The organism is Variovorax sp. LARHSF232 (assembly GCF_052871435.1).
Genome location: NZ_JBIXJS010000004.1, coordinates 209,626 through 231,297 on the forward strand (window position 1 = coordinate 209,626; position 21,672 = coordinate 231,297).

Consider the following 21,672-nt stretch of genomic DNA (forward strand, 5'->3'; position numbering starts at 1 on the left):
AGAAAATGAGTATCGAAATCCGCAACGTCAGCAAGCAGTTCGGCGACTTCCACGCGCTGCGCAACGTCAACCTGGACGTCGAGTCGGGCGAGCTGGTGGCCCTGCTGGGCCCCTCGGGCTGCGGCAAGACCACCTTGCTGCGCATCATTGCCGGGCTGGAGGCCGCCGACGCCGGCAGCATCCTGTTTGCCGGCGAGGACACCACCGACGTGCACGTGCGCGAGCGCCAGGTCGGCTTCGTGTTCCAGCACTACGCGCTGTTTCGCCACATGTCGGTGTTCGAGAACGTGGCCTTCGGCCTGCGCGTCAAGCCGCGGTCGGTGCGGCCTGGCGAGGCGCAGATCAAGAAGAAGGTGACCGAGCTTCTGAAGCTGGTGCAGCTGGACTGGCTGGCCGACCGCTATCCCTCGCAGCTGTCGGGCGGGCAGCGCCAGCGCATCGCGCTGGCGCGGGCCTTGGCTGTGGAGCCCAAGGTGCTGCTCCTGGACGAGCCCTTTGGCGCGCTGGATGCCAAGGTGCGCAAGGAACTGCGCCGCTGGCTGCGCCGCCTGCACGACGAGTTGCACGTCACCTCGATCTTCGTCACGCATGACCAGGAAGAGGCGCTGGAAGTGGCCGACCGGGTGGTGCTGATGAACAGCGGCCGCATCGAGCAGGTCGGCTCGCCGCAGGAGGTGTGGGACCACCCGGCCAGCCCCTTCGTCTACGGCTTTCTGGGCGACGTCAACCTGTTCCACGGCCGCGCCCACGAGGGCGAGGTCGAAGTGCAGGGTGTGCGCTTCGACGCGCCCGAGCACGGCGGCGCACGCGACGCCAAGGCGCTGGCCTATGTGCGTCCGCACGATCTGGAAGTGCGGCCCTACGTGGCGGGCGCCAGCGGCATCGTGGCGAGCATCGGCCGGGCCATCGTCGTCGGCCCGATCGCGCGGCTGGAACTCGAACCGGTGGAATCGAATCCAGATAATCCTGGCAGCGGAACCATCATCGAAGCGCAAATCCCTGCGCAACAGTTCCGCGACCTGGGCTTGAAGGAAGGCGACAAGGTGGTTGCCACGCCGCGCAAGGCCCGGGTGTTCGTCGAAGAAGACTGGGTGTCACCTTGATTCAATGGTTTTTTGGCGCGCCGCGCCGTGCATTCGGCCTGATTTGCCTGGCATGCGTGGGCATGCTGGCCTTCGGCCTGTACCTGCAGCATGTGGTGGGGCTGGAGCCTTGCCCGATGTGCGTGGTGCAGCGCTATGCGCTGGTGGCGGTGGCGGTGTTCGCCGGTCTGGCTGCGGCCGTGCAGGGCCGCGGGCTGCGCCTGGGCCTGGCGCTGCTGGCGCTCGTTGCCAGCGCGGGCGGTGCCTTCACCGCCGCGCGCCAGAGCTGGCTGCAGTGGCATCCGCCGGAGTTCGTCAGCTGCGGGCGCGACATCTACGGAATGATCGAGACCTTTCCGCTGCAGCGGGCGCTGCCGCTGATCTTCAAGGGCAGCGGCGATTGCTCCAAGATCGACTGGACCTTCCTTGGCTTGACGATCGCCAACTGGTCCTTCATCTGCTTTGCCGTGTTTGCGGTGTTGATCATCGGCCTGCTGATCGCCGGCGCACGGCGCGGAACGGGAAGCTACGGCGGCTTCTCCAACGCCGCGTGAACCTTTCCGGGCAGGAGGGCGGGCAGCCGCGAAAGCTGGAGCCCGCCCCCGCCTGGACCTCAGAACCGGTAGCTGAGCGTGGCCTTGATGCCGTTGTCGCGCAGGCCGCTGCCGAACTGGCCGGCGTACCAGGCGCCGATGCGCAGGTTCTTGGCCAGTTGCGCTTCCACGCCGGCTTCGAGGACTGCCACGTTGCGTGCCAAGGGCACGCCGCCGATTACGAAAGTTGTCGCGGTGCCTGCGAAGGCGACCGTGCTCTGCGGGGTCGTCTCGCCGAATGCGTGGCGCCATCCGACCATGCCGGTCAAACGCGTTCTTTCGTCGATCTGTGCCGTGGCCCGCGCGCCGAGTGTCGAGAAGGTGCTGTCGAAGCTGTCGCCGCCGCCCGTCAGGGCGGCAGGCCCGCCTTGCTCGTTGATCGAATCGGTGCTCAGGTGCGCGTAGGCCAGTTGGGCAAATGGTTCCAGCGCGACGGCGCCGGCGTCGATACGCCGGCCGATTTCGGCGAAAGCTTGGGCGGTGCCGCTGTCGTACCGGGCCTTGGCGGCGTCGCTGAAGCCGTCGCGAACACGACGATGCGATCGCTCTTAATCCTGTTCCATGCGTAGGCGGTGCCGAGGCGCAGCGAGGTGGCGCCCCAGTTGCTGCCGCCGTACAGGCCGAGGTGGTAGCTGTCGATCGACGCATGGCCGCTGACGCTGGCGCTGTCGTTGCCGTCGAGCGAGCCGTGGCTGTAGCCGCCCAGAACACCCGCCCGCCAGCCGTTGCCCAGGCCCGCGTCCGCGCCGACAAGGATGCCGCTCGCATTGCGATCGACGGATTGCGCATTGAGGCCGCCGTCCATGTGGCCCCAGGTGCCGAAGGCGTAGCCTCATGCCGCACGCTCCTGGCCGGCAGGGCTGCACCCGCTGCCCGCTGCCTTGATATCACTGCGCTCCTTGTCCTGCACCACGGTGCCTGCAGCGCCCGGCGCGCAGTCGGCGGCGCGCAGTCGGGCGATGGCCGCGTCGCGAACGAAGCGGCTGTCTTCCACTGCCGCCGACTTCACCGAGGGGTGGATGGATCCCGACAGCATGTCCAGCGCCTGCCGCGCACTCGCGTCGTCCGGAAGCCAGGCCATGGCTGCGGCCACCTCGCTGCCTGCCGGCTGCACGTCCAGCGCCTGGCCGGTGGCTTGCTGGTTGGGCGTTTCGCCGACGCTCTCGAAGCTCTTGAACTGATCGGCATGCAGGTAGACGTTGTTGGCGTCGTAGTGGTCCTTCAACTGGACGAATGCGCTCGTGATGTCGCCGGACAGCGTGTAGGTGCCATTGACGCCGCCTGCCGCGCTGAGCACCGTGTATTGCGTGCCGAGCGCGAACTGGCCCCCGGCGCCGGCACGGCTCACGATCAGTTGCGCACCGCTGTCGATGGTGGCGCTGCCGCTGGCGACGATGCGGTCCGACGTTGCCGTTCCCGGGATGACTTCAGCGCGATAGATCGAGCCCGGGGCCTGGTGGAAATCGCCGGCGACGGTCAGCGTGCCGGGGCTGTTGCCGGGGGAAACCGTGCCTGCGTTCTGCACTGACGTGCTTCCCACGATGCCGTTGCCGGCCAGCGTGGCGCCGCTGGCAACGCTCACTGCCGAGTTGGCCAGCGAGCCATTGACCGCCAAGGTGCCGGCCATGACGGTCGTGGGGCCGCTCAGGGTGCCGGTGCCGATGTAGTTCAGCCTGCCCGCGCCCGACTTCGTCAGGCTGCCCGTGCCGTTGATGGCGTTGGCCATCGTGGCGTCGGCTGGTTGCTCGATGACGAGCGCCGCGTTGTTGTCGACGGGGCCGCTGCCGAGGCCGGACACGGCGGCGATCAGCGTTCCTGCGCTGATCGAAGTGCCGCCGCTGTAGAGGTTGTTGCCCGTCAGGGTCGTGGTGCCGCTGCCCGCTTGCGAGACTGAGCCGCTGCCGGTGATGTTTCCGGCAAAGGCGATGGCATCGGCGCGGTTGAAGGCGAGGGTGCCGTTGTCGGTCACGTCCCCGGCAATGGAACCGGAATTGCCGCCGTTGCCCAACTGCAGGGTGCCGCTGCTGATGGTCGTGCCGCCGGCGTAGGTGTTGTCGGCCGCCAGGCGCAAAACACCCGCACCCTGCTTGATGACTGCGCCGGCGCCGCCAATGGCCGAGGCCAGCGTGACGTCGTTCGCGTTGGTGTCGAGCGTGAGGCCGCCCACACCGACGGGCTTCAATTGCGCCGAGATGTCGGCGGAGTTCCCGCTGGCCCACTGCAGCGTGCCGCCATCGACCGTCACGGGCCCGCTGCCCAGCCCTTGGGCGGCGAAGCGGACCACGCCGCCCGTCACGGTCGTTCCGCCGGTGTAGGTGTTCGACCCCAGTAGCGCCAGCGTCCCCGCGCCGGTTTTCGCGAGCGAGTAGGCGCCGGCACCACCCGATCCGGCCTGGTCGGCAATGCTGCCCGTCAGCGTTTGGGCCACGCCTGCATCGGCCGCGAAGTTCAGGCGGCCATTGCCCTGCAGGAAGATGTCCGATCCGAAGGCCGAACCGGCAGTGCCGCTCCCGCCGTCGACTGCCGCGCCGCCTGCACCGGCCGCTACGCTGGAGCCGTTGATCGTCAAGGTGCCGGCCAGGGTCAGCGTTCCGCCCTCCTGGACGAAGATGCCGCCACCCAGGCCCGCGCCACCGCCGCCGCCACCCCCTCCGTTGACGGCCGTGGAGGCAGCGCCGCCGCTGCCTGCACCGAAACCACCGGCGCTGCCGCTGCCGCCGCCGCCGAATCCACCCGTGCCCCCCGCGCCGGCCGGATTCACCGTGGCACCGGTGCCACCACCGCCACCGCCACCCCCGCCAAAGCCACCCGCGCCGCCCGGGCCGGGCACTCTGTTGGAACCGGTGGGCGCGCCTCCGGCGGCTCCGCCAATGCCGCCGCCGCCGCCGCCACCGCCCGCTGGGGTGGGCGCTGCGGGATTGCTCCCGCTGCCACCGCCGCCACCGGCAGCGCCCGCTGCACCGCCGGCGCCGCCGCCGGCGCCGGCGGTGGCCTGGCCGGGGGCGGTGCCGGCGCTCCCCGCGCCCGCTTGATGGCCACCGTTGGCACCCGTGCCGAGGCCGCCGCCGCCGTTGCCGCCTTTCGCGCCGCTGACGCTGGTGCCGCCATCGCCGCCCATTCCGCCGCCGCCTCCTGCGCCCGTGTTGCGGTTGGGCAAGCCTGCTGCGCCAGCACCGCCGGTGGCAGCGCTGTTCTCGATTTCGACGTTGGTGACGGTCACGTTCGCACTGCTCGCCACGAAGAATGCACCGCCCAGTCCGGCGCCGCCGCCGCTTCCACCGCTGCCGGCGCCGCCCTTTGCCTGGGTATCGGCAATCTTCAGGTCGTTGACTGCAACCGTGCCCGACTGGATGAGCAGGCCGCGATGCGCGCGATTGCCGCTGAGCGTGTTCCCGCCGCCTTCAATCGTCACGCTTCGCTGGATGATGGGCAGATCGCTGGTCAGCGTGATGTTGGAGGTCAGGATGATCCTGTCTCCGTTCTGTGCGCCACCCGTCGGGTTGAGCGCAGCCGCGAGCTGGGATTCGTTCGCGACGAACAGGTCCGCCGCACGGGCGGGGGATGCGCCCAACGCCAGGGAGATGGCCGCGCATGTTCCCCATGCGCCTGCTACCGAGCGAGGGTTTTGGATATTCCTGAATGCGATTTGGAGGGTGGTGCGCGCAAATTGGCCGGGCGTGTTGCGATTCTTCATTTGCCGTTTGCTTGCAATAGTTGGCTGAACGGAAGGCACGGCCGGCGGACCGGCCGAGAGCCTACAAGGGCAGCGTGTCGAAGGCGGCGTAAGTCGTCGCCAGCCAGCTCTTCACGCGCTGGCGTTCCAGCAGGCCCAGCGCCGAAGGGCTCTCGCGGTCGTTGGCGGCCTTCCAGAAGCTGGTGTTCTGCGCGTCGATCTTGCGCATGCTGGCGTCGTGCAGCCGAGGCAGGGCGATGACCTTGGCGCCGGCCAGCATGGCCCTGGACAGCGATTGCGAGCCGAGCAAGAGGGCGAAGTCGCTGCCGCGCCCGTAGTTCTGCACCACGATGTAGTTGGGCTTGTCGCTGAAGGTGCCGATCAGGGTGCCCAGGAGATCGGTCGAATCCCGGCCGTCGTCCAGCACGTGCCAGAAATTGACGGCGACGCCCATCTCGGCAAACACGCCGAACAGGTCCGATTCCTTGATCCACCTGGCCAGCGGCGCCAGCGTCTGCGCCGCCAGGTCGACGATCACGCTCTGCTCGGGGTTGCTCTCGAAGCCGTTGACCACCGTGTCCAGCCCCTCGAAGCTGTCCACCACCACCGGCGAGGCGAAGCCCTGGTAGAAGCGGGTGAAGGAGCTGTGCGAGCGGTCGGTGTCGAAGCCGACGAAAGGCCTGCTGCGATCGATGAAGTACTGCGCCAGGAGGCGCGCCGTCACCGATTTGCCCACGCCGCCTTTTTCGCCGCCAATGAAATTGAGTGAACTCATGTGTCCTTGGGTTGCATGAAGCGCGCCAGGCGCGGGTCTTGGGTTGCCCCGAGGCATTCTAGGGGGCACCTTGTGTGTTCTCGCGTTGTGCTTCGTCCGGGGTGCGTCGGCGGGCGGTGTGTACCGGGGACCTTCGCTGTGTCGGCCCTTCGGGCTGCCCTGCAGTGCTCGCGCCTCGCGGGGTCCGCGCAAACTCGCTCCGCTCAAACAGTGCGCGGCCCTTTTCCCGCGAGTCGCTGCGCGCTTCGGCGACACAGAGGCGGCCCCCGACACACACCGCCCGCCGACGTGACAAGTTGGGGCTGAACGCTCCCCCCCAACGGTCGCGGCAAGCGCGGCCGTTGATCGCCTCGGAGCCCGGCATGCGCTGCCCGCTGGCGGCCGCCTCTGTGGCGCCGAGCAGCGCAGTGGGCCCGGCCCGCACGCGTGCCGAAGGACACGCGTGCTTCAACATCTAGCTTGCGGCAGCTGTTTGAACGGAGCGAGCGCAGCTCGCGCAGTGAGTTCTGCCGCGGGGCCGGGCTCGCGAGCAGCGCAGGGCAGTCGCGAAGCGACCGCCACAGCGAAGGCTGACAGCGGGCAGCGCATGCCGGGCGGACGCCCAAAAGAGGCGAACGCCACGAGCGCCAAACAACGCCGAACTAGGGCAATCCCCGGTCCCCCTCAAGTTATCATCGTCCCCGCGACGCCCCGCGCTCGCTGCGAAAAATTTCCTTACAAATCAACAGCTTGGCTTGTTGTCTTCCCGAGACAAGACGACGGCCAAGCAAGGCTAAAGCTCGTGCGCCTCAACTCGATCAAGCTTTCCGGCTTCAAATCCTTCGCCGAACCGACCAACTTCATGTTGCCCGGCCAGCTGGTCGGCGTGGTCGGACCCAATGGCTGCGGCAAGTCGAACATCATGGACGCGGTGCGCTGGGTGCTTGGCGAATCGCGGGCCTCGGAGCTGCGTGGCGAGTCCATGCAGGACGTGATCTTCAACGGCACCACCACCCGCAAGCAGGCCAGCCGGTCCAGCGTGGAACTGGTGTTCGACAACAGCGACCACCGCGCCGGCGGCCAGTGGAGCCAGTTCACCGAGATCGCCGTCAAGCGGGTGCTGACGCGCGACGGCACCAGCAGCTACTTCATTAACAACCAGCCGGTGCGCCGGCGCGACGTGCAGGACGTGTTCCTCGGCACCGGCCTGGGCCCGCGCGCCTACGCCATCATCGGCCAGGGCACCATCAGCCGGATCATCGAATCCAAGCCCGAGGAACTGCGCCTGTTCCTGGAAGAGGCGGCCGGAGTCTCCAAGTACAAGGAGCGCCGCCGCGAGACCGAGAACCGCCTGGGCGACACCCGCGAGAACCTCACGCGAGTCGAAGACATCCTGCGCGAGCTCAACGCCAACCTCGAAAAGCTCGAGAAGCAGGCCGAGGTCGCGGCCCGCTACAACACCCTGCAAAGCGACGCCACGCGCAAGCAGCACCAGCTGTGGTTCCTCAAGCGCGCCGAGAGTGAAGGCGACCAGGCCAAGATCAAGATGGATGCCGAAAAGTCCATCAACGACCTGGAAGCGCGCACCGCCGAGCTGCGCCACGTCGAGGCCGAGCTCGAGACCGTGCGCCAGGCCCACTACGCCGCCGGCGACCAGGTCAACCAGGCGCAGGGCAAGCTTTACGAGGCCAGCGCCGAAGTGGGCCGGCTGGAAGGCGAGATCCGCTTCGTGGTGGAAGGCCGCCAACGGGTCGAGCAGCGCCTGGTGCAGCTGCGCGAGCAGGTCGCGCAATGGGGCACCCGCAAGGAAGAGGCTCAGGCCGAGATCGAGACCTTGGCCGGGCAGGGCGTCGATGCCGAAGAGCAGGCCGTCATGCTGGCCGCCCAGCTGGAAGAACATGACGCCCGCATGCCCGAGCTGGAGGAAGCCCTGCAGCGCGCCCAGGGCGAGGCCAACGCCCAGCGCGGCGCTGTCGTCCAGGTGCAGCAGCAGATCCAGGTGCTGGCGGCCGACCAGCGCAACATCGACGACCAGGTGCGCCAGCTGACCCTGCGTGCCGAGCGGCTGGACACCGACAAGCGTGCCCTGGCTGCCCCCGACGAGGCCAAGCTGCAGGACATGCAAGAGCAGTTCGCCGCTGCGCAGGAAGCCGCCAGCGAAGCCGATGCACGCCTGCACGAACTACAGGAATCGGTGCCGCAACTGGACGACGCACGCCGCGAGCGTCAACAGCAGGTCAACACCGAAAGCGCCCGCCACGCCGAGCTGTCGGCCCGCCTGGAGGCGCTGCGCGCCCTGCAGGAGAAGGTCAAGACCGACGGCAAGCTCGCTCCCTGGCTGGCCAAGCATGGCCTCGATGGCCTGCAGGGCCTGTGGACCAAGATTCACATCGAGCAGGGCTGGGAGAACGCGCTGGAAGCGGCGCTGCGCGAGCGCATGGGCGCGCTCGAAGTCAGCCGGCTCGACATGGTGCGCGGCTTTCTCGGCACCGAGGGCAAGGACGCACCGCCTGCCAAGCTGGCCTTCTACAGCCCGCCCAGCGCCGCTGCGCCGCAAGCGCAAGGAAGTCTGCCGCGCCTGTCCGACCTGCTGCGGCTGAACGATGCCGGCCTGCAGGCGCTGCTCGCCGACTGGCTGCACGACAGCTTCACCGCCGAAAGCTTCGAAGAAGCCCTGGCCATGCGCGACAAGCTGCCGCCCGGCGGCGTCGTCTATGTCAAGAGCGGCCATGCCGTCTCGGCCCACGGCGTCAACTTCTACGCGCAGGATTCCGAGCAGGCCGGCCTGCTGGCTCGCCAGCAGGAAATGGAAAACCTGGAGCGCCAACTGCGCGCCCAGGCCCTGCTCAGCGAAGAAGCGCGCAGCGCCCTGGTGCGTGCCGAAGCGGCGTACTCGGATGCCGCCTCGCGCCTGGTGACGGCGCGGCGCGAAGCGGCCGACACCCAGTCACGCTCGCACGAGCTGCAGGTCGAGACGCTGCGCCTGACCCAACTGGCCGAGCAGACGCGCGCGCGCAGCGAACAGCTCGCCGCCGACCTGGGCGAAGTCAACGCGCAGCTCGAGGAGCTGCAGGAACGCCGTGTCGCCGCCGAAGCACGCTTCGAAGAACTGGACATGCAGCTGGCCGACAGCCAGGAGCGCCATGCCCAGCTCGACGAGAAAGTGATCGAGGCGCAGCGCCGCCTGACCGCCAGCCGCGAGCAGCACCGCAGCCTGGAGCGCCAGGCGCAGGAAGCCACCTTTGCCCAGCGCACGCTGGAGCAGCGCCGCGCCGAGCTGCAGCGCGCCATCGAAACCGCGCAGCAGCAGACCGTGTCGCTGGCCGACGAAGACCAGCGTGCGCGCGCCGAGCTGGAGCGCCTGTCGGACGCAGCCGCGCAGGCCGGCCTGCAGGATGCATTGGCCATGAAGATGGAGCGCGAGGCGTCGCTGGGCGCCACCCGCAGCCAGTACGACGACCTCACCATCAAGCTGCGCGCCAACGACGAGCGGCGCCTGCAGCTGGAGCGCGAGCTGGAGCCGCTGCGCCAGCGCATCACCGATTTCCAGCTCAAGGAGCAGGCCGCACGCCTCGGCTTCGAGCAGTACGCGCAGCTGCTGGCGGATGCACAGGCCGACCTGGAGGCAGTGGCCGCTTCGATCGAATCCGACAAGGTGCGCCTGGCTGGCCTGCAAAGCGAAATCGATCGCCTGCACCGCGAGGTGGCGGCGCTGGGCGCCGTCAACCTGGCGGCGCTGGACGAACTGGCCACGGCAAGCGAGCGCAAGACCTTCCTCGATGCGCAGTCGGCCGACCTGAACGAAGCCATCAACACGCTGGAAGACGCCATCCGCAAGATCGACGGCGAAACCCGCGAGCTCTTGGGCGGCACCTTCAAGATCGTCAACGAGCACTTCAGCCGCATGTTCCCCGAGCTGTTCGGCGGTGGCAATGCGCGGCTCGTGATGACCGGCGACGAAATCCTCGATGCCGGCGTGCAGGTGCTGGCGCAGCCGCCCGGCAAGAAGAACCAGACCATCCACCTGCTCTCGGGCGGCGAGAAGGCGCTGACCGCCATCGCGCTGGTCTTTGCCATCTTCCAGCTCAACCCCGCGCCCTTCTGCCTCTTGGACGAAGTGGACGCGCCGCTGGACGATGCCAACACCGAGCGCTATGCCAAACTCGTGACCGCCATGAGCCGCGAAACCCAGTTCCTCTTCATCAGCCACAACAAGATCGCCATGGAAATGGCCGAGCAGCTGATCGGCGTCACCATGCAGGAGCAGGGCGTCTCGCGCATCGTCGCGGTGGACATGGAAGCGGCCGCGTCGATGGCCGAGGCAGCATGAGCCCCCGCCCGGCCGCTCCGAAGGGGGCTCGCACCGCAGCCCGTCAGGGCGAAGGTAGTCTAATGAGCGCAGCGCACGAAGTGGCAAGCGTGGAGGCACTATGAGCAGTCTCACGGTCGCGCTGGCCATCCTCGGCGGCCTGGTGCTGGCCGGCGTCATTGGCTACAACGCCTGGACCTCGCGCCGCAACACGCCGCGCCAGCCGCAGCAGTTGCCGGCCGATGAGGGCCAGGCATCGGCGCCGCAACCGATGCGTGGCGAGAACGGTGAAGAGCCGGTGCTGCACGCCGACCCTTCGATGTCGTCCAGCGCCGAGCGGCACGAGCCCCTGTTCGATCCCGACCTGCCGGCGCCCGGCACCCTGGCGGTCGGCGCGGTGGAGCGGCGCGGCGCCCTCGATCCGCTGATCGACGTGATCGCGCCCATTGCGCTCGATGCTCTCGTCTCGGGCGACGCCGCCCTGGCTGCCATGCCGGCCACCCGCCGTGCCGGCAGCAAGCCGGTGGCGATCGAGGGGCTGAACGACAGCAACGGGCAGTGGGAGCCGCCCGCGCCCGGCCAGCGCTACCGCGCCTTCCAGGCCGGCGTGCAGATGGCCAACCGCACCGGCGCGCTCAACGAAATCGAGTACTCCGAATTCGCGGTCAAGGCGTCCAGCTTTGCCGATGCCGTCAATGGCACGCCGCAGTTTCCCGAAATGCTCGACGAAGTCGGCCGTGCGCGCGAGCTCGACCAGTTCGCCAGCTCGCACGATGCGCAGCTGAGTTTCGTGCTGCGCGCTCGCCACGCGGCCTGGAGCCCTGGCTACGTGCAGCAGAACGCGGGCCGCCTGGGCTTCGTGGCCGGCTTGCTGCCCGGCCGCATGGTGCTGCCCACCAGCGAAGCCGGCCTGCCGCCGATCCTGGGCCTGGCCTTCGACACCCAGGCCGCGCTGGCCGACGACCCGACGCAGTCGGCCATCCGCGAGCTGGTGCTGAGCCTGGACGTGCCGCAGGTGGCGCGCACCGAGCAGCCTTTCGAGCGCATGCGCCAGGTGGCCGCCACCCTGGCCAGCGAAATGGATGGCGTGGTGACCGACGGCGACAGCCAGCTGCTGCGCGAGGACACCATGGACATCATCGGCGCCGATCTCGAGCAGCTCTACGACACGCTCGATTCGCGTGACCTGGCCGCCGGCTCCGTGCTGGCGCGCCGACTCTTTTCCTGACGATGACCGACCCCAAGAAGGAAGCGGCCGCACTGCGCGAGCAGCTCAACCGCCACGCGCATCTCTACTACGTGCTCGATGCGCCGGAGCTGCCGGACGCCGAATACGACAAGCTCTTTGCACGCCTTTCGGCCATCGAGGCCGAGCATCCCGAGCTGCGCACCCCCGATTCGCCCACGCAGCGTGTCGGCGGGGCGGTGCTGGAGGGCTTTGCCAAGGTGCGGCACAAGGTGCCGATGCTGTCGATCCGCACCGAGACCGACATCACCTCCAATGGCGCGGCCGCCTTCGACGCGCGGGTGCGGCGCGAGCTGGGACTGGCGGCCGACGCAGCGCCGATCGACTACGTGTGCGAGCTCAAGTTCGATGGCCTGGCCATCAACCTGCGCTACGAGCATGGCGTGCTGGTGCAGGCCGCCACCCGCGGCGACGGCGAGATCGGCGAAGAGGTGACGCAGAACATCCGCACCGTGCAGCAGATTCCGTTGCGCCTGCATGGCGACAAGCCGCCGGCGGTGGTCGAGGTGCGGGGCGAGATCTACATGCGGCGCGACGACTTCGAGACGCTCAACGAACGCCAGCGCCAGAAGATCGCCGCGGGCCAGAAGAACGAGAAGGTCTTCGTCAACCCGCGCAACGCCGCCGCCGGCGCCGTGCGCCAGCTCGACCCGGCCATCGCGGCCGACCGGCCGCTGAGCTTCTTCGCCTATGGCCTGGGCGAGGTCACGCCACCGGCCGAGGGCGGCCCCGACTGGCCCACCCAGTTCGATTGGCTGCAGCAGTTCCACGCCTGGGGCTTCCCGGTGGCGCAGCAGATCAAGCGCGCCAGCGGCGCGGCCGAGCTGGTGGCCTTTCACGAGCTGACCGGCCGCGAGCGCGATGCCTTGCCCTACGACATCGACGGCGTGGTCTACAAGGTCGACAGCCTGGCGCTGCAAAAGCAACTGGGCTTCGTCTCGCGCGAGCCGCGCTGGGCGGTGGCCCACAAGTACCCGGCGCAGGAACAGGTGACCGAGGTGCTGGGCATCGAGGTGCAGGTGGGGCGCACCGGCAAGCTGACGCCGGTGGCCAAGCTGGCGCCGATCTTCGTGGGCGGCGTCACCGTGACCAATGCCACCTTGCACAACGAGGACGAGGTGCGGCGCAAGGACGTTCGCATCGGCGACAAGGTGATCGTGCGGCGCGCCGGCGATGTCATTCCCGAAGTGGTGAGCGTGCTGCCGGAAAGCGTGGCCCGTCCGCCCGAGCAGCGCGGGGCCGTGTTCAGCATGCCGTCCAAGTGCCCCGTGTGCGGCTCGGATGCGCTGCGCGAAGAGGACGAGGCGGACTTTCGCTGCACCGGCGGCCTGTTCTGCGGTGCGCAGCGCAAGGAGGCGATCCTGCACTTCGCGGCACGCCGCGCGCTCGACATCGAGGGCCTGGGCGACAAGCTGGTGGAGCAGCTGGTGGACAGCAACCTGATCCGCACCTTGCCCGACCTCTACAAGCTGGGCCTCACGACGCTGGCCGGGCTGGACCGCATGGCCGACAAGTCCGCCAGGAACCTGGTGGACGCGCTCGAGAAATCGAAGAAGACCACCTTGCCGCGCTTCCTGTTCGGCCTGGGCATCCGCCATATCGGCGAAAGCACCGCCAAGGACCTGGCCAAGCATTTCGGCAAGCTCGATTCGATCATGGATGCGAGCGAAGAGGCGCTGCTCGAGGTGAACGACGTCGGGCCGGTGGTGGCGAAAAGCCTGCGGACCTTCTTCGAGCAGGCGCACAACCGCGAGGTCGTGGAGCAGCTGCGCGCCTGTGGCGTGCATTGGGAAGAGGGCGAGCCGGCGGCACGCGCGCCCAAGCCCCTGGCCGGCAAGACCTTCGTCATCACCGGCACCTTGCCCAACCTGAGCCGCGACGAGGCCAAGGACAAGCTGGAAGCGGCCGGCGCCAAGGTGGCCGGCTCGGTGAGCAAGAAGACCGACTACCTGGTGGCGGGCGCCGAGGCCGGCAGCAAGCTGGACAAGGCGCAGGAATTGGGCGTCACCATCATCGACGAAGCGCAGATGCTGGCCTTGTTGCCGGGTTGATCCCGGGCCGGTTCACAAGCTTTACCTGGTCTTCACCGGCCAGGGTCAACAGCGCAGGTTCGCGGGCGTTGAATGAGCCAGATGATCAACATTCTGGAGAACGCCCCATGAGACGACAACTGCGCTGGATGGCCATCGGCGGCGCCGCCGGCGCCGCTGCCCTGCTGGGCGGATGCGTGGTCGCGCCGCCTGCCTACGGCACTTACGGGCCCTATGGCGAGGCCGCCTACGTGCAGCCGGCGCCGGTGGTGGTGGCACCGCCGGTCAGCGTCGGCATCGGCGTCGGCGGCTATTACGGGCGTCCCTACTACGGGCGCCCCTATTACGGCCGGCCCGGCTATTACGGACGCGGCTACTACGGACGTGGCTACTGGCGCTGATGGCGCTATCGCAGTCCTGCGCGGATACAGGCGCGTGCGCCACATAATCGGCGCATGGCTGTTCGAGAAATCCTGATGATGGGCGACCCCCGCCTGCTGCGCGTGGCGCAGCCGGTGGGCGAGTTCGACAGTGACGCGTTGCACCTGCTGGTGCGCGACATGTTCGAGACCATGGCCGCGGTCAATGGTGCGGGCCTGGCGGCCCCGCAGATCGGGGTCGACCTGCAACTGGTGATCTTCGGCACCGATGCACCCAATCCGCGCTATCCGGATGCGCCCGCCGTGCCGCGTACGGTGCTCATCAATCCGGTGATCACGTCGATCGGCGAGGAAGAAGAAGAAGGCTGGGAAGGCTGCCTCTCGGTGCCCGGCCTGCGCGGCGTGGTGCCGCGCTTTGCCAATATTCGCTACACCGGCTTCGACCCCTACGGCGATCCGATCGACCGCACGGTGAGCGGCTTTCATGCCCGCGTGGTGCAGCATGAAGTCGATCACCTGCTGGGCAAGCTCTACCCCATGCGGGTGCGCGACTTCACGCGCTTCGGCTTCACCGAGGTCCTGTTTCCAGGCCTGGACGCCGCCGAAGACGACTGAGTGCCTTGCTACCTTAGTTGTATTTGCCGCCGCTGCCGCCCACGCTGAAGCGGCCCGCGCCCATCAGGGCGACGGCGATGGCGGCAAACAGGAACATGCCTTGCAGTTCCAGCGCCCAGCCGCCGTTCTTGCCCAGCACGAACAGCTCCTTCATGTGCACCAGGTAGATGGCCACCAGCATGTTGATGGCCATGATCCAGGCTGCCGGCCGCGTGTAGATGCCGGCGATGATGAGCACCGGCGCCAGCACTTCGCCGACATACACGAAGTAGGCCAGTGCGCCGGGCAAGCCATGCGCCGACAGCCCGCCGGCAATGCCGCTCACGCCGGTGCTGATCTTGGCGATGCCATGCAGCAGGATGAGCACGCCCAGTGCGAGGCGAAGGATGAGTTTGCCGGTGTCGTCGGAACGGATCATTGCAGTTGCCACTTTCTCTTTGCTTTGGTTGGTTGACGAAAAAAAGCGCCATTGTGGTTCAAGACCGGATGCGCGCAAGCGCAATCGCTTGTGAGCATCGGCGCCCTGACGAGTTCCGCGATCAATGAAGGATTTGTCTTACAGCGTTGCCCTTGCTTTGGTCACACGGGCAAGCTACGCTGCGCGCGACCCGGGTTAAATGCGCAGCCTAGAACGACAAACAAGCGCAGCGGGCAAATTCAGGGAGCCAACCGGTCCGAAGCAACAAGACATCGGTGGCTATGACAGTATTCTTTGGTGGCGCAGGCAGCGCATGGTGGCGCAGCGCTGCGCGCTGGCTCGTGGCCAGCTTCGTGGCGCTCGGCGCGGCAGGCTGCGTCGGCCTTTCATCATCGGGCAGCGATCCCTTGCCGTCCTGGGCCGACGGCCCGGCGCGGCAGGCGATCATCGCCTTTGTCGACGACGTGACGCGTGACGGCTCGCCCAACTACGTGCCGCCGGCGCAGCGCATCGCCACCTTCGACAACGACGGCACCTTGTGGGTCGAGCAGCCCATGTACACGCAGTTCGCCTTCATGATCGATCAGGTCAAGGTGGCGGCGCCGCGCAACCCGCAATGGGCGAGCAACCCGGTCTACAAGGCGCTGGCTGCCAATGACCTGAAGGGCGCGCTGGCCCAGGGCGAGAAGCCGCTTCTGGAACTGCTGGTTCAGGCCAACGGCGGCATGTCGGTGGACGAGTACGACAGGTCGATCCGGCAGTGGCTGGCGACGGCGCACCATCCCACCCTGAAGCGTCCCTACACGGAAACCGTCTACCAGCCGCAGCTCGAGCTGCTGAGCTACCTCCGAAGCAAAGGCTTCAAGACCTTCATCGTCTCGGGCGGCACCATGGAGTTCATGCGGCCCTGGAGCCAGGCGGTGTACGGCATCCCGCCGGAGCAGGTGGTGGGTTCTACGCAAGGCATCGCCTTCGACGGCAGCGGGCTGATGCGCCAGCCGAACCTGCATTTCGTGGATGACGGCCCCGGCAAGCCGGTGGGCATCTACATGCACATCGGCCAGCGGCCGATCCTGGCCTTCGGCAATTCGGATGGCGACCTGCAGATGCTGCAGTACACCGCCGGCGGCCCGGGGCGGCGCCTTGCGCTCATCGTTCACCACGACGACGCGGAGCGTGAATTCGCCTACGACCGCGCATCGCCCTTCGGCAAGCTGGACAAGGCGTTGGACGAAGCGGCCGCGAAGAAATGGATCGTCGTCAGCATGAAGAACGACTGGAAGAAGATCTTTCCCGAGGCCCGAAAGCCTTGAACAACGCAAGGAGTGAAGAGATGAGCATGACCCATTCCCGATGGCATCGATTTCGCAGGCTGCTCCAGGCCTGCAGCCTGGTGATCGGCACCACCGTGCTCGCCACCGGTGCGCAAGCCCAAGCCCAGCCCAAGCCGCAGGCCCAGGGCCAGACCCAGTCGGCCAAGCCCAACATCCTGGTGATTTTCGGCGACGACATCGGGCAGACCAACATCAGCGCCTACTCGATGGGCGTGATGGGCTACAAGACGCCCAACATCGACCGCATCGCCAAGGAAGGCATGATGTTCACGGACTACTACGCCGAGAACAGCTGCACGGCGGGGCGCTCCTCCTTCATCACCGGTCAGACGCCGCTGCGCACCGGCCTGTCGAAGGTCGGCTTGCCGGGCGTGTCGGTCGGGCTGCAGAAGGGCGACATCACCATCGCCCAGGCCCTCAAGTCGCAGGGCTACGCCACCGGCCAGTTCGGCAAGAACCACCTGGGCGACAAGGACGAGTACCTGCCGACCGCGCACGGTTTCGACGAGTTCCTGGGCAACCTCTATCACCTCAACGCCGAGGAAGAGCCGCAGCGCGACTACTGGCCCAAGGACAAGAACGATCCGTTCGTCAAGGCCGCCTCGCCGCGCGGTGTCATCCATTCCTTCGCCGACGGCAAGATCAACGACACCGGTGCGCTCACCACCAAGCGCATGGAAACCATCGACGACGAGACCACGGCGGCGGCCATCGAGTTCATGCAAAAGCAGGTGAAAGCCGGCAAGCCCTTCTTCACCTGGATGAACACGACGCGCATGCACCTGTTCACCCACGTGCGGCCCGAGTACCGGGGCAAGAGCGGCATGCCGGGCAACGAGTACGGCGACGGCATGTGGGAGCACGACCAGGACGTCGGCAAGCTGCTCAAGGCGGTGGACGACCTGAAGATCGCCGACAACACCATCGTCATCTACACCACCGACAACGGCCCCAACCAGTTCTCCTGGCCCGACGCGGCGACCACGCCCTTCCGCAGCGAGAAGAATACCAACTGGGAAGGCGCCTTCCGCGTGCCCGCCATGGTGCGATGGCCGGGCAAGATCAAGGCCGGCGAAGTGTCCAACCAGATGTTCTCCGGGCTCGACTGGTTCCCGACCCTGCTGGCCGCGGCCGGCGACACCGGCGTCAAGGACAAGCTGCTCAAGGGCTGGGCGCCCAAGGCAGGCGGCACCAGCTTCAAGGTGCACCTGGACGGCTACAACCAGCTGCCCTACCTGACCGGCCAGTCGCCCAAGAGCGCGCGTGACGAGTTCTACTACTTCAATGACGATGGCGAACTGGTCTCCATGCGCAACGGCGACTGGAAGATTGTCTTCTGCGAGCAGCGGATGCCAGGCGGTATGCAGGTCTGGTCCAATCCCTTCACCTGCCTGCGCTTCCCGAAGGTGTTCAACCTGCGCATGGACCCGTATGAGCGGGCGGACGTGGTCTCCGATCAGTACTACGACTGGATCACCAAGAACGCCTATGTGGCGGAAATGGGCACCATGAAGGCCGCCGCTTTCCTCGAAACCTTCGTGGCCTATCCACCCAGCCAGAAGCCGGCCAGCTTCAGCATCGACCAGGTGCGCGCGAGTGTGGACGAGAGGATCGAGGCGAAGCGGCGCCAGGGTGCTGCGAAGAAGTGACGGTGGGCTGAGTGCATGGCGTGACGCTGCGCAACAAGGCGGCGACCCGGTCGGCCGATCTAGTGGCACGCAGTGCAACACTGGCGCTCGGCGCCGCGTGGCCGGCGGCCCTGCTGTTCGTCTCGGGCGTGGCGGCGCTCATCTACCAGGTGCTGTGGATCAAGCAGCTCTCGCTGGTGGTGGGCGTGGACGTCTACGCCGTCACGGTGGGCGTCAGCGCCTTCTTCGGCGGGCTGGCGCTGGGCGGCTGGGCCTTCGGCCGCCTGGCCGACCACAGCACGCGGCCCCTGCGCCTCTATGCCGTGCTGGAGTTCGTCGTGGCCCTGCTGGGCGTGGCGGCCACGCTGGGCCTGGCGCTGGCGGCTCGCCCCTTTGTCCTGCTGGAAGACCATGTCGGCCCCTTGGCCTGGTCGCTGCCTTTTGCTCTGGTCGGCATTCCTGCCGGCCTGATGGGCGGAACCCTGCCGGTACTGATGCGCGCCTTGCGGCCGGTGCTGGGCCAAGTGGGCACGGCCGGCGGCCGGCTTTACGCGGCCAATACCTGCGGAGCCATTGGCGGTACGTTGCTGGCGGCGTTTTTCCTGATTCCCAGGTTTGGCGTTCGCGGCAGTGCATTGGCGGCCGCGTTGCTGAACCTGCTGGCGGCAGGCGGCGCGCTCTGGCTGGCGCGCAACGCCGCACCGGTCGCCGCTGACTCGTCGGTGCTCCGGGATTCGCCGGTGCGCAGCTGCAACGCCCGCCTGGCCCTGGTGCTCTATGCCATCGCGGGCGGCATCGCACTGGGCTACGAGGTGGTCTGGTCGCAAGCCATCGTTCAGTTCATCAGTACCCGCAGTTTTGCCTTTGCCATCGTGCTGGCCAGCTACCTGCTGGGGCTGGTGCTGGGCAGCGCGTGGATTGCGCGCCGTGCCGACAGCCTGCGCGACCCCTGGGGTGCCTTCGCCTGGCTGATCAGCGCGGCCGGCGCCGTGGCCCTGCTGGAAATCGCGTTGCTGGGCCCCTGGCTCCTGCAATGGCAGTCGATGGTGGCGCGCTGGGTGCTGGACGCCGGCGGCGGCCTGCTGGCCTCCATGTCCGCGCGCTTCGCCGTGGCGGCGCTGTGCATCGTGTTCGTGCCGACCTTGCTGCTCGGCGCTGCCTTTCCGATCGTGCTGCGCCTGGGCGTGGACGACAGGCGGGTGGGGCAGGGCGTAGGCGCCGTGGTGGCGCTCAACACGCTGGGCGGCATTGCGGGTACGGTGCTGGCGGGCTTTGTGCTGGTGCCGCTCCTGGGCCTGGTGCGGGCCATGGCGGTGCTGGCAGTGGCGGCCTGCGGCGTGGGGCTGGCGGCGGTGCTGGCCGGCCCGGGCGTGCGGCCGCTGGCGCGTTGGAGCGTCGCGGCCCTGGCCGGCTTCGTGCTAGCCGGTGCCGCGCTGGCGCCACCCGACCGGTTGGCGCGCCTGCTCACGCATTCGCGCGGCGGCGATCTGGTCTTCTACGAGGAAAGCCGCGGCGGCACCGTGGCCGTGGTGGAGCAGCGCACCGGGCAGAACCGCTTCAAGCGCCTGTACATCCAGGGCGTGTCCAATTCGGGCGATGCGATGACCTCGCTGCGCTACATGCGGCTGCAGGCGCTGCTGCCGCTGATCGTGCACGGCGGCGAACCGCGCTCGGCGCTGGTCATCGGCCTGGGCACCGGCATCACCGGCGGCGCCTTGCTGGCCTATCCCGCGCTCGATCAGCGGGTGGTGGCCGAGTTGCTGCCGGCGGTGGTGCGCGCCGCGCCGCAGTTTCGCGGCAACCACGGCATCGTCGGCGACGGTCGCGTGGACATTCGCGTGCGCGATGGCCGGCGCGAACTGCTGCGCAGCGAGCAGGCCTACGACCTCATCACGCTGGAGCCGCCACCGCCTTCGGCGGCAGGCGTGGTCAATCTCTACTCGAGCGACTTCTATCGCCTGGCCGCCAGCCGGCTGCAGGCGGGTGGGCTGGTGGCGCAATGGCTGCCGCTGCCCACGCAGAACGACGAGGACACGCGCTCGCTGGTCAAGAGCTTCATCGAGGTCTTTCCGCATGCCACGCTGTGGACCACCGAGCTGCACGAGATGATGCTGGTGGGCTCGATGCAACCCATCGTGCTCGACGCGGCGCGCATCGCCGAACGCCTGGCGCAGCCTTCGGTGATGGCGGCGTTGGGCGAGGTGGGCGTGGCCTCGCCGGCGGCACTGCTGGCCACCTGGGTGGGCGACCACGCCATGCTGGCGCGCTACGCCGGCGAAGCGCCGGCGGTCACGGACGACCACCCGCGCATCGAGTACGCCGGCTGGGTGCGGCGCGAGGACTTTCCGCGCGTGCTGTCTCGCATGCTGGACCTGCGCAGCGAGCCGGCGCTGCTGGGCGCCAGCGCCGAGTTGATGACGCAAATTGCACGGGAGCGTCAGCATCTCTACCGCTTCTACAGTGCCGGCCTGCACGCCTACGAAGGCGATCGTGCCGGGTGGGCGCGCGATGTGCAGCAGCTGATGCGCGACGATCCCGCCAATCCCTACTACCGCTGGTTCACCGGCGGCAGCAGCAGCGCACAGCCGCGCTGAATCTTTCATGCTTCGAGGGCTGCCATCATGAGCGCACGCGACGACGTTTTACGCCTGAAGGGGCAGATGGGCGAATCCATCGTCGGCCAGGAGAAGATGATCGAGCGCCTGCTGCTCGGGCTGCTGGCCGACGGCCACCTGCTGGTGGAAGGGCTGCCGGGCCTGGCCAAGACCCGCGCCATCAAGAGCCTCGCCAGGCACCTGGACGCGAAGCTGTCGCGCATCCAGTTCACGCCGGACCTGCTGCCGGCCGACATCACCGGATCAGAGATCTATTTCAGCGAAGGCGGCAAGGGCGAGTTCCGCTTTCAGGCCGGGCCGCTGTTCGCCAACCTGATCCTGGCCGACGAGGTGAACCGCTCGCCGGCCAAGGTGCAGGCGGCGCTGCTGGAGGCGATGGAAGAGCGGCAGATCACTGTGGGCGGGACCACCCACGCCTTGCCGCCGCTCTTCCTGGTGATGGCCACGCAAAACCCGATCGAGCAGGAAGGCACCTATGCGCTGCCCGAGGCGCAGATGGACCGCTTCCTGATGCATGTGAATGTGGGCTACCCCGAGGCGTCGGCAGAGTCGCAGATCGTGCAACTGGCGCGCGCCGAGGAAGCAGCCGCCGCCCATGGCGCCGCGCAGGGCGAGGCCCGGCTCTCGCAGGACAGCATCTTCACCGCGCGTGCCGAGATCCACGCGGTGCAGGTCAGCGAGGCGGTGGAGCAGTACGTCGTGGCGCTGGTGCAGGCCACGCGCGAGCCGGCGTCCATCGACCCAGAGCTGGCCCAATGGATCCAGGTCGGCGTGAGCCCGCGCGGCTCCATCGGCCTGGACAAGGTGTCGCGCGCCTTTGCCTGGCTGCAGGGTCGCGACTACGTCACGCCGGAAGACGTGCAGGCCGTGGTGCACGAGGTGTTCCGCCATCGCCTCATCCTGTCCTATGAGGCGCATGCGGCGCGCATCGATGCGGACGCCGTCATCGACCGCCTGGTGCAGAAGGTGGCCGTCGCCTGAGGGGCGCCACCGGC

15 protein-coding genes and 1 pseudogene are annotated in these 21,672 nt (G+C 68.0%); 11 read left to right on the forward strand and 5 right to left on the reverse strand.

Features of this window, described 5'->3' with window-relative positions:
- Nucleotides 1-5 precede the first annotated feature (5 nt).
- On the forward strand, nt 6-1,103 hold the full coding sequence (locus tag ACIPRI_RS13210; RefSeq protein ID WP_446621908.1) for a sulfate/molybdate ABC transporter ATP-binding protein: 1,098 nt from the start codon (nt 6-8) through the stop codon (nt 1,101-1,103).
- Nucleotides 1,100-1,636 carry a disulfide bond formation protein B gene (locus tag ACIPRI_RS13215; protein WP_446621909.1) on the forward strand — a complete coding sequence of 179 codons (537 nt, stop codon included), beginning with the start codon at nt 1,100-1,102 and terminating at the stop codon, nt 1,634-1,636. The genes ACIPRI_RS13210 and ACIPRI_RS13215 overlap by 4 nt, the downstream gene beginning before the upstream one ends.
- Before the next feature lie 59 nt (nt 1,637-1,695).
- On the opposite strand, the gene ACIPRI_RS13220 is transcribed toward ACIPRI_RS13215, so the two are convergent.
- From ACIPRI_RS13220 to ACIPRI_RS13235, 4 genes and pseudogenes are all read right to left on the reverse strand, one after another.
- Nucleotides 1,696-2,136: an autotransporter outer membrane beta-barrel domain-containing protein gene (locus tag ACIPRI_RS13220; protein WP_446622100.1), complete on the reverse strand. Its 441-nt coding sequence runs from the start codon at nt 2,134-2,136 to the stop codon at nt 1,696-1,698.
- Nucleotides 2,067-2,489, reverse strand: a pseudogene (locus tag ACIPRI_RS13225) (autotransporter outer membrane beta-barrel domain-containing protein); the annotation flags it as partial. The pseudogene ACIPRI_RS13225 and the gene ACIPRI_RS13220, both read right to left, overlap by 70 nt.
- Before the next feature lie 18 nt (nt 2,490-2,507).
- Entirely contained in the window at nt 2,508-5,246 is a 2,739-nt protein-coding gene (locus tag ACIPRI_RS13230) for an autotransporter-associated beta strand repeat-containing protein (RefSeq protein WP_446621910.1), read from the reverse strand.
- A 184-nt stretch (nt 5,247-5,430) separates the two neighbouring features.
- Nucleotides 5,431-6,123 (reverse strand): mobilization protein, encoded by a 693-nt coding sequence (locus tag ACIPRI_RS13235; RefSeq protein ID WP_446621911.1) that lies wholly within the window; start codon nt 6,121-6,123, stop codon nt 5,431-5,433.
- A 781-nt stretch (nt 6,124-6,904) separates the two neighbouring features.
- Between ACIPRI_RS13235 and smc the strand changes: the two genes are divergently transcribed.
- The 5 genes from smc to def all read left to right on the forward strand — a co-directional run bounded on the left by smc (nt 6,905) and on the right by def (nt 14,682).
- Nucleotides 6,905-10,432 carry a chromosome segregation protein SMC gene (gene smc / locus ACIPRI_RS13240; protein ID WP_446621912.1) on the forward strand — a complete coding sequence of 1,176 codons (3,528 nt, stop codon included), beginning with the start codon at nt 6,905-6,907 and terminating at the stop codon, nt 10,430-10,432.
- Nucleotides 10,433-10,532: 100 nt separating this feature from the next.
- A complete protein-coding gene (locus ACIPRI_RS13245) occupies nt 10,533-11,639 on the forward strand; it encodes a cell division protein ZipA C-terminal FtsZ-binding domain-containing protein (protein WP_446621913.1) in 1,107 nt (368 codons plus the stop codon).
- 2 nt (nt 11,640-11,641) lie between these two features.
- Complete coding sequence (gene ligA / locus ACIPRI_RS13250) at nt 11,642-13,708, forward strand: NAD-dependent DNA ligase LigA (protein WP_446621914.1); 2,067 nt, start codon at nt 11,642-11,644, stop codon at nt 13,706-13,708.
- A 107-nt stretch (nt 13,709-13,815) separates the two neighbouring features.
- A complete protein-coding gene (locus ACIPRI_RS13255; RefSeq protein WP_446621915.1) occupies nt 13,816-14,088 on the forward strand; it encodes a hypothetical protein in 273 nt (90 codons plus the stop codon).
- Nucleotides 14,089-14,142: 54 nt separating this feature from the next.
- A complete protein-coding gene (gene def, locus ACIPRI_RS13260; protein ID WP_446621916.1) occupies nt 14,143-14,682 on the forward strand; it encodes a peptide deformylase in 540 nt (179 codons plus the stop codon).
- A gap of 13 nt (nt 14,683-14,695) precedes the next feature.
- Here def and ACIPRI_RS13265 read toward each other — a convergent pair whose 3' ends face one another.
- Nucleotides 14,696-15,100 (reverse strand): DoxX family protein, encoded by a 405-nt coding sequence (locus tag ACIPRI_RS13265; protein WP_446621917.1) that lies wholly within the window; start codon nt 15,098-15,100, stop codon nt 14,696-14,698.
- Nucleotides 15,101-15,381: 281 nt separating this feature from the next.
- Here ACIPRI_RS13265 and ACIPRI_RS13270 point away from each other — a divergent pair, with 281 nt between their 5' ends.
- The 4 genes from ACIPRI_RS13270 to ACIPRI_RS13285 all read left to right on the forward strand — a co-directional run bounded on the left by ACIPRI_RS13270 (nt 15,382) and on the right by ACIPRI_RS13285 (nt 21,658).
- Nucleotides 15,382-16,413 carry an HAD family hydrolase gene (locus ACIPRI_RS13270; protein ID WP_446621918.1) on the forward strand — a complete coding sequence of 344 codons (1,032 nt, stop codon included), beginning with the start codon at nt 15,382-15,384 and terminating at the stop codon, nt 16,411-16,413.
- Between the two features lie 20 nt (nt 16,414-16,433).
- Nucleotides 16,434-18,083, forward strand: coding sequence for an arylsulfatase (locus ACIPRI_RS13275; protein ID WP_446621919.1), 1,650 nt, complete (start codon nt 16,434-16,436; stop codon nt 18,081-18,083).
- 62 nt (nt 18,084-18,145) lie between these two features.
- On the forward strand, nt 18,146-20,656 hold the full coding sequence (locus tag ACIPRI_RS13280) for a fused MFS/spermidine synthase (RefSeq protein ID WP_446622101.1): 2,511 nt from the start codon (nt 18,146-18,148) through the stop codon (nt 20,654-20,656).
- Between the two features lie 27 nt (nt 20,657-20,683).
- The gene (locus tag ACIPRI_RS13285) at nt 20,684-21,658 is read left to right on the forward strand and encodes an AAA family ATPase (protein WP_446621920.1); all 975 of its coding nucleotides are present in this window, start codon (nt 20,684-20,686) and stop codon (nt 21,656-21,658) included.
- Nucleotides 21,659-21,672 lie beyond the last annotated feature (14 nt).

Coding starts and splice junctions, on each gene's coding strand:
- ACIPRI_RS13270 (WP_446621918.1), top strand. CDS start 15,382: ATGACAGTATTCTTTGGTGGCGCAGGCAGCGCATGGTGGCGCAGCGCT.
- ACIPRI_RS13235 (WP_446621911.1), bottom strand. CDS start 6,123: ATGAGTTCACTCAATTTCATTGGCGGCGAAAAAGGCGGCGTGGGCAAA.
- ACIPRI_RS13275 (WP_446621919.1), top strand. CDS start 16,434: ATGAGCATGACCCATTCCCGATGGCATCGATTTCGCAGGCTGCTCCAG.
- ACIPRI_RS13285 (WP_446621920.1), top strand. CDS start 20,684: ATGAGCGCACGCGACGACGTTTTACGCCTGAAGGGGCAGATGGGCGAA.
- ACIPRI_RS13255 (WP_446621915.1), top strand. CDS start 13,816: ATGAGACGACAACTGCGCTGGATGGCCATCGGCGGCGCCGCCGGCGCC.
- def (WP_446621916.1), top strand. CDS start 14,143: ATGGCTGTTCGAGAAATCCTGATGATGGGCGACCCCCGCCTGCTGCGC.
- ligA (WP_446621914.1), top strand. CDS start 11,642: ATGACCGACCCCAAGAAGGAAGCGGCCGCACTGCGCGAGCAGCTCAAC.
- ACIPRI_RS13265 (WP_446621917.1), bottom strand. CDS start 15,100: ATGATCCGTTCCGACGACACCGGCAAACTCATCCTTCGCCTCGCACTG.
- ACIPRI_RS13245 (WP_446621913.1), top strand. CDS start 10,533: ATGAGCAGTCTCACGGTCGCGCTGGCCATCCTCGGCGGCCTGGTGCTG.
- ACIPRI_RS13210 (WP_446621908.1), top strand. CDS start 6: ATGAGTATCGAAATCCGCAACGTCAGCAAGCAGTTCGGCGACTTCCAC.